Source organism: Hoeflea sp. EC-HK425 (genome assembly GCF_902498795.1).
GTDB lineage: Bacteria > Pseudomonadota > Alphaproteobacteria > Rhizobiales > Rhizobiaceae > Hoeflea > Hoeflea alexandrii.
In genome coordinates, this window is sequence record NZ_LR701563.1 from 1 (window position 1) to 6065 (window position 6065).

Here is a 6065-nt window from a genome sequence, read left to right on the forward strand (position 1 = left end):
ATCCATCGCGCTTGTATTTTCCACGGTTCGCTGTCGTCCACATCGCTGCCTTGCCCGAAAAGAATCATCTCAAAGCCAGGGAATCATAACCGACTCAGATTACGCAACTTCTTTCCGGACCGACACTAAGAAAGTTATCGCCCTCGCCGAGTCCGATCCGTTCCCGCAGTACCCCTGGACCATGCGGTCGGATCTTGACACTTCGTTGAAAGAGGCGATCACCAAAGCCTTCATCGACCTTAAAGACGAAAAGGTATTGGCATCCTTCAAAGCCGATGGGTTCGCTCCGATCGATGACAAAGCCTACGACGTCGTCCGTGAGCTCGGTAAAGTGCTGAACTTGGACCTGAGTCAGTAAGGCGCGTTCGAGACAGTTTCTCACCTTTCGACGCAGGCGCTGGCCTGCGTCCTTTCTTCCAGGATATGTGATGACACAGCCGTCGGCCGACTACGACTCTATCCTTCAACATCAAAACAAAGCTTGGACCAGAGCTGGCGTGATCGCGTTGGCAATTGCGTGTGTGATCATTGTTAGCAGTTATCACTCCGGTCTTCTTGATCTGGAGCGTCTGGGATCTGGGTTTCCTGCGCTCTGGCAGCTCGGTACGGAAATGTTTCCCCCGGATTTCAACCGAGGCTTGGAGTGGATCAGCCCTCTCATCGACACTCTGGCGATGAGTATAGCTGGGACTGCGATCGCGGTACTGATATCACTTCCAGTTGGCTTTTTCGCCTCAGGGAAAACAGCACCCAACGCTGTCATCTATATGATCTCGCGTGGATTGTTGAATGGTCTACGGTCGATCCCGGAGCTGATTATGGGCATCGTCTTCGTGGCGGCAGTGGGATTTGGAGCGCTCCCAGGCGTGCTGGCTCTTGGTCTTCACTCGGTTGGCATGGTGGGCAAGTTCTTTGCGGAGGCGATCGAGCATTGCGATAATGCGCCTATAGAAGCCGCACGCGCAGCTGGTGCGTCGCCGTTCCAGATCGTGACGCGGGCGATCTTGCCACAAGTTCTACCGCAATTGGCCGATGTGACCATCTATCGGTGGGAGTACAACTTCCGCGCCTCGACAATCCTGGGCACTGTGGGAGCTGGTGGTATCGGTTTCGAGTTGATGACATCCCTCCGGATCATGAATTATCAGGAGGTTCTTGCGATCATGCTCGTTGTCCTTCTGATGGTCACCATCGTTGACCAGGTCGGCGCTCTCCTCCGCCGCCAGCTGCAATAGAAGGATAAATTAAATGCTCCCAAAGGTAGTAATCACCCATCGCGTCCACGAGGAGATTATCTCAAAGCTATCTCCCCACGCTCGTTTAGTTTGCAACGATACTGATGATACATGGCCCCGCGAGAAACTGCTCGCAGAATTGAGCGACGCCAAGGCGATGATGGCGTTCATGCCGGACATGATCGACGCGTCTGTACTCGCGCACGCTCCCGATCTTCAACTTGTGGCATGTGCGCTGAAAGGCTTCGATAACTTCGACATCGAAGCCTGCACGCAGCGTGGAGTCCACGTCACGATAGTGTCCGATCTTCTCACTGACCCGACAGCCGAACTTACAATCGGTCTGATGATTGCTCTTGGGCGGCACATTCTGCCAGGCGACAAGAGCGTCAGGAGGGATTACAAAGGTTGGCGCCCTCGGTTTTACGGCCTTGGGCTGCAGGGCACAGCAATCGGCATTTTAGGGATGGGAGCGATCGGAAAAGCTATAGCACAGCGCCTAAGTACCTTCGGCGCCATTGTGTCGTACTGGGATCGTCAATCCCTGGACAAAGCCGATGAGATCAGACTGAACGTAAAGCCTCTTGAATTTGACCAGTTGATCTCGTCGTCTACCTTTCTTGTGTGTGCACTCCCGCTTTCGGCCGAAACGAAGCATCTCCTCGGCGCTGAACAACTCGCCAAAATGCCCAAAGGAGCACTTCTTATTAATCCTGCACGCGGAAGCGTGGTTGATGAAGAGGCTGTTGTCGCTGCATTGCAGGCGGGGCGCTTGGGAGGCTACGCCGCTGATGTTTATGAGATGGAGGACTGGGCCAGACCCGACCGGCCTGACAAGGTCCACGGGGGTCTCCTCAATCGCGAACATGATACGATCTTGACACCCCACATAGGCTCAGCAGTGGCGAAGTCGCGTTTGGCTATCGAGCACGAGGCTGCTGACAACATTATAGATTTTGTCCAAGGCCGAAGACCTCGTGCGGCAATTAACGAGGTTCAACTAATTCCTTGATTAGAGAAAGTAATGTTTAGCCTTTCGCATGTCGCAGCATTCATAGAGGTAATCGAAACTGGCAGCTTTCACGAGGCGTCGCGACGGCTTCAGATATCCCAACCGACTGTCTCACATAATGTGAAACGATTGGAGGATATACTAGGGGTGCGGCTGGTCGAGAGGAGGAAGGACAAGTGTGTGCCGACTCGGCAAGGGCTCGTATTCTTGCCATTCGCACGCAGCCTTTTGACCGTCACGAAGAGATCTCTGGACCGCCTGCACAGCGGCCGGATTACGTTGGGTGCCAGTACTAACATCGGTACCTATATTTTGCCAGTCCACTTGAAGCGTTTACAGGATGCTCAAGGCCGGCCACCTGAGGTGGCCGTTGCCTCAAATCCTGAAATCATCGAAAAGCTCTTGAGGAAGGAGATTGATCTAGCCTTTACCGAATGGTGGGACGATCGAAAAGGATATCAAGCCCGCCTTTGGCGGAAGGAAAAGCTGGTAATAATCGTATCCCCACAGCATAATTGGAGGACGCGAAAAACAATTGAAGCGGCAGAGTTATTTCAAGAGTCCCTCATTGGCGGAGAACGTGGAACCGGTACCGGATCCGTGCTCCGCGAGGCCTTCGGCCAAGCGGCAGAGCAATTCCCAATCTCATTCAATGTCGGGAGCACTGAGGCTGTGAAGCATGCAGTTCGAGCTGGTCTCGGCATTTCGATCGTGATGAGGAGCACTGTCCTCGATGAGCTCGCGTCGGGTAGGCTTTATGAGGTTTCTGTTGAGAATGTGGTTCTCGAAAAGTCTGTGTGGGCTGTACATCCCGTACATATGGAGGATGGTTCACCGGAAGCAATCGCGCTTAAGGTTATACTCGATGCGAGCGCCCCTCTGGGTGACCTAGAGCACGTCCACATTACTCGGGGTCATATCCGCAAGATTTGAAGTAGTTGGCGCATTCCTGCGGCTCGAACATGGTAACGGCCTGGCCGACCGCATCCTTTGGTATCGCCGCCTCAATTCCCGGAGTATCCCATACAAGGGGGACAAGATCGGGGACCGCCCGATTTTCGATGCGTAAGGTTCCCTGCTCCATGTCGCGAATATTCGGCCGTCAGACACATAGTTGGTTTCCATGGATCGTTTGTCATAAACGAGGGTTTTTGAGCATGCCATAGCGCATGCCGTCACGCCCCTTGAATGGCGCGATGGAATCTTCTCAAAACTGTTATAGAAACGGTTGTCGCAAAATGCTATGTGTCCAACGACTTTCAAGAACATTTGGATGGCTATGCGGGTCGGGTACGCCAGGGTCAGCACGATCGATCAAAATCCGGAGCTTCAGCTTGAGGCGCTGAGACGCGCCGGTTGCGAGAAGGTGTTTACCGAGCGCGGGTCAGGCGCTCGCGATGACCGCCCGGAATTGGGCCGAATTCTCTCCGACGTGCTTCGCACTGGTGACACGCTCGTTGTCTGGAAACTCGATCGGTTGGCGCGATCGCTAAAGAAGCTCATCGCGACGGCGGAAGAGTTGGAGCGCGCGAAGATCGGGCTCGTGTCCTTGACCGAGAGCATTGATACGACGACGCCGGGCGGCATGCTGACCTTCCATGTCTTCGGTGCGATCGCCCAGTTCGAACGTGCTCTGATCCGCGAACGCACGACGGCTGGACTGGTCGAGGCGCGGCAACGTGGCCGCAAGGGTGGCCGCCCGCCCGCGATGCGCCCGGGCGATATTGCCGCGGCGCGCGCCCTGATGAAGGAAGGCAGCATACCGGTACGCAATATTGCGCAGCGCATGGGGGTTTCTGTTGCAACCCTCTATCGTCATATCGGCAAGAAGGGTGGCTCTCCCAAAACAGTGGAATCCGAGGACGTCCATGGCTGAGCGGAGAAAGCGGCCGCCCGGAGAGGCTCTTGTCGATCTTCGACGCCGATTGTCGCTGCTTTCTCCCCGTGATCCAGGCCGTACCGAGATTGTTGCTCGTGCCGCCGATGCCTACGGCATCTCGATCTGGACCCTGTATCGGGCGCTGCGGGAGTTGAACCGCCCGAAATCCGTACGGCGCGCCGATCACGGAACCTCCCGGATCGCCCCGCAGCCGGAGATGGAAACCTATGCCGAAATCATCGCGGCCCTGAAGATCAGAACGGCGAACCGGAAGGGGCGGCATATCTCCACGGCGCGCGCCATCAAGCTGCTTGAGGAAGACGGCGTGGTGACGCCCGATGGCCTGGTCCGTGCACCGCCCGGCATCTTGAAACGCGCAACGGTCGATCGGCTGCTGCGTGTTTCCGGCCTGGATTATGCGCGCGTCACCCGCCCGGTGGCTGCCGTCCGATTCCAGGCGCGGCGTTCCAACGAACTCTGGCACTTCGACATGAGCCCGTCCGACCTGAAGCAGGTGGAAGCGCCGCTTTGGGTCGAGGAAGGGCGCGGCCGGCCGACGCTGATGCTGTTCTCCGTGGTCGATGATCGCTCCGGCGCGAGCTATCAGGAATACCGCTCCGTCTACGGCGAGGACGCGGAGTCCGCCTTGCGCTTTCTCTACAATGCCTTCGCCGCCAAGCCTGAACCGGAACTGCCGCTTCAGGGGATTCCAACGACCATCCATATGGATAACGGGCCGGTGAGCCGCTCGCGCGTTTTCCAGTCCGTCATGGGTAGCCTTGGTGTCCGGGTTCTCACGCATATGCCCCCGTCGGACAGCGAGCGGCGCACGCCGGCGCGAGCGAAAGGCAAGGTCGAGCGGCCGTTTCGCACGATCAAGGAAGTGCACGAGACCCTCTATCATTTCCACAAGCCGAAGGACGAAGAGGAAGCCAACCTTTGGCTCAGGCGCGCCTTGGTCACCTACAATAACGGCGACCATCGCACAGAGTCTCATGCACGCATCGAGGATTGGCTGCGGCATCTTCCTCCTGACGGGGTGCGGGCGATGTGCTCCTGGGAGCGGTTCTGCGCCTTTGCGCGCGAACCGGAACGACGGACGGTTGCTGGAGACGCGACCGTATCGGTCGAAGGCGCATCCTATGAGGTCGAGCCCGAACTTGCCGGCGAAACGGTGACCTTGCTCTGGGGCCTGTTCGATCAGGAACTGTTCGTCGAGCATGAGGGCAAGCGCTTCGGTCCATTCCAACCTTCGCGCGGGGCGGTTCCCCTCTTTCGCTATCGCAAATACCAGAAGAGCAAGCTCGAAGAGCGGCTCGACAAGGTGGTGCGCCTGGCAGACCAACTTGGGCTCCCCCGCGCCGCGGTCACCGGCGGGGATCGTCCATTGCCTTCGCTGCCCCCGACCACGGCTGGGCTGAGTGTACGGCGGACACCGTTTCCGGAACCCGCAATAGAGACCGCTTATCCAAATGGCCTCGCAGCCCGTGGGGCCATCGCCGACCAGCTCGGCCGGCCGATCGGCGCGATGAATGCCGGTGACCGCGCCTTCATCAATGAACTGCTTGGAGAAACACTCGACAAAAAGATGATCGCGGCCCGTATCCGCGAACGCTTCCAGGCGCGAAGAAAGGAAGAATGATGCTCGCTGACGTTCAATCCAGTTACGGCCTCGACCGGCCTTTCCAAGGGGCCGGCAACTTTGAGACCGAGCATCAGCGCACGATCATCCGCGAGGTGTGTGCGGCCGTCCAGACCGGTCGGCTTGTCGTGGTCTCCGGCCTGGTCGGTTCGGGGAAAACCCACCTTTTGCGGGTCTGATGCCGGAGGGGGCAGGATCCTACGTTAAGGGCTGATTTGGCGTTCTGTCCGTTGCAACGTCCTGTATACAGTTGGCCTCGAAACTGAGAAGAGTTCGGCAAGATCGCTGATGGAGTAT

At 57.4% G+C, this 6065-nt stretch carries 8 protein-coding genes; 7 read left to right on the plus strand and 1 reads right to left on the minus strand.

What is annotated here, in order from left to right; genetic code table 11:
• From SPHINGO391_RS02070 to SPHINGO391_RS02100, 7 genes are all read left to right on the plus strand, one after another.
• The coding region (locus SPHINGO391_RS02070) for a PhnD/SsuA/transferrin family substrate-binding protein (protein WP_152007292.1) at positions 1 to 358 on the plus strand (358 nt) is incomplete at its 5' end.
• A 70-nt stretch (positions 359 to 428) separates the two neighbouring features.
• Positions 429 to 1235, plus strand: a complete 807-nt coding sequence (gene phnE / locus SPHINGO391_RS02075; RefSeq protein WP_006473411.1) for a phosphonate ABC transporter, permease protein PhnE — start codon at positions 429 to 431, stop codon at positions 1233 to 1235.
• A 13-nt stretch (positions 1236 to 1248) separates the two neighbouring features.
• Positions 1249 to 2247: a phosphonate dehydrogenase gene (locus SPHINGO391_RS02080; RefSeq protein ID WP_152007293.1), complete on the plus strand. Its 999-nt coding sequence runs from the start codon at positions 1249 to 1251 to the stop codon at positions 2245 to 2247.
• A gap of 12 nt (positions 2248 to 2259) precedes the next feature.
• Positions 2260 to 3180, plus strand: a complete 921-nt coding sequence (locus tag SPHINGO391_RS02085) for a LysR family transcriptional regulator (RefSeq protein ID WP_003501100.1) — start codon at positions 2260 to 2262, stop codon at positions 3178 to 3180.
• A 346-nt stretch (positions 3181 to 3526) separates the two neighbouring features.
• A complete protein-coding gene (locus SPHINGO391_RS02090) occupies positions 3527 to 4123 on the plus strand; it encodes a recombinase family protein (protein ID WP_024710158.1) in 597 nt (198 codons plus the stop codon).
• Complete coding sequence (locus tag SPHINGO391_RS02095; protein WP_003501095.1) at positions 4116 to 5768, plus strand: IS481 family transposase; 1653 nt, start codon at positions 4116 to 4118, stop codon at positions 5766 to 5768. The genes SPHINGO391_RS02090 and SPHINGO391_RS02095 overlap by 8 nt, the downstream gene beginning before the upstream one ends.
• Positions 5765 to 5947 carry a hypothetical protein gene (locus SPHINGO391_RS02100; protein WP_244615086.1) on the plus strand — a complete coding sequence of 61 codons (183 nt, stop codon included), beginning with the start codon at positions 5765 to 5767 and terminating at the stop codon, positions 5945 to 5947. Before SPHINGO391_RS02095 ends, SPHINGO391_RS02100 begins: the two co-directional genes overlap by 4 nt.
• A 24-nt stretch (positions 5948 to 5971) precedes the next feature.
• Here the strand turns inward: SPHINGO391_RS02100 and SPHINGO391_RS25350 are convergent, their stop codons facing one another.
• Positions 5972 to 6058 carry a hypothetical protein gene (locus tag SPHINGO391_RS25350; RefSeq protein ID WP_343200285.1) on the minus strand — a complete coding sequence of 29 codons (87 nt, stop codon included), beginning with the start codon at positions 6056 to 6058 and terminating at the stop codon, positions 5972 to 5974.
• Positions 6059 to 6065: the final 7 nt, after the last annotated feature.

What these genes read in the sequence shown, in the direction of transcription:
- SPHINGO391_RS02080 (WP_152007293.1), top strand. Translation starts at nt 1,249, where the DNA reads ATGCTCCCAAAGGTAGTAATCACCCATCGCGTCCACGAGGAGATTATC.
- SPHINGO391_RS02090 (WP_024710158.1), top strand. Translation starts at nt 3,527, where the DNA reads ATGCGGGTCGGGTACGCCAGGGTCAGCACGATCGATCAAAATCCGGAG.
- SPHINGO391_RS02100 (WP_244615086.1), top strand. Translation starts at nt 5,765, where the DNA reads ATGATGCTCGCTGACGTTCAATCCAGTTACGGCCTCGACCGGCCTTTC.
- SPHINGO391_RS02085 (WP_003501100.1), top strand. Translation starts at nt 2,260, where the DNA reads ATGTTTAGCCTTTCGCATGTCGCAGCATTCATAGAGGTAATCGAAACT.
- phnE (WP_006473411.1), top strand. Translation starts at nt 429, where the DNA reads ATGACACAGCCGTCGGCCGACTACGACTCTATCCTTCAACATCAAAAC.
- SPHINGO391_RS02095 (WP_003501095.1), top strand. Translation starts at nt 4,116, where the DNA reads ATGGCTGAGCGGAGAAAGCGGCCGCCCGGAGAGGCTCTTGTCGATCTT.